Here is an 881-nt window from a genome sequence, read left to right on the forward strand (position 1 = left end):
TCCTTTACTAACTCCTATACTTGACCAATAATTTTTGGCAGATTCAATCTCATGAGTGGAGAGATTATCGATTATTGATAACTCAAAATCATCTTTGTGAGATTCAATCATTTCTACTTGATTACCTATAAAAACCTTTGTTTTGCTATTCCATAATCTAAATCCTAGAGACACATAATAAGAATCAGGAGGGGTTTGAAATGTAATCAAAAATTGCCCTCCCTTATCTGAATAAATTGGAATATATTTATAAGGTCTAACTGCATTTGAGCTAGAGATTCCTGGGTAAGGTGGAGATATTAAATAGCCAGATCTTTTGCTAAATTTAAAGGTCACTAATGCGGCATTATGAGCTGGTATGGCGTATTGAATTTGAATATTGCCCTTTAACAGATAGTTGGTATTCTCCCGAATTTCTAGCTCAATATAAAAACAATCATGACTTAACTCAACTAAGTCAGTTTCGGCAGTTGTCAAGCATGTTATCATGGTCAATTAAATCGTACAAAAACAATCATGTTAAATCTACCTATTCCTATACCTATTCCTATATGTATCACCCTAGGCACACGACCAGAAGCGATTAAACTGGCTCCGGTTATCCAACAGTTCCAAAAATGCCCTCAGTTCACTACCCAGGTAGTCCTGACCGGGCAACATAAAGAAATGGTAGCTCAGGTGATGGAACTTGTCAACCTCAAGGCTGACTTGGATTTAGATATCATGCAGCCACGCCAGACTTTAACAGATATCACCTGTCGCAGTTTGCAGGGGTTGGAGGCACTTTTTGGCAGGTTGCAACCGCAATTGGTTTTAGTCCAGGGGGACACCACTACCGCTTTTGCTGCTGCCCTAGCTGCATTCTATCACAAAATCCCGGT

General features: G+C 39.0%; 2 protein-coding genes. One reads left to right on the forward strand and one right to left on the reverse strand.

Annotated elements, in window-relative coordinates; all coding sequences use genetic code 11:
* Positions 1 to 477 (reverse strand): hypothetical protein (locus B9T16_RS28975; protein WP_410246423.1); only part of this gene is annotated, 477 nt, incomplete at its 3' end.
* A 39-nt stretch (positions 478 to 516) separates the two neighbouring features.
* On the opposite strand from B9T16_RS28975, the gene B9T16_RS28980 reads away from it, so the two are divergent.
* The coding region (locus tag B9T16_RS28980) for a UDP-N-acetylglucosamine 2-epimerase (protein ID WP_410246424.1) at positions 517 to 881 on the forward strand (365 nt) is incomplete at its 3' end.

It is taken from the genome of Arthrospira sp. PCC 8006, from assembly GCF_046480465.1.
Classification (GTDB): Bacteria; Cyanobacteriota; Cyanobacteriia; order Cyanobacteriales; family Microcoleaceae; genus Limnospira; species Limnospira platensis.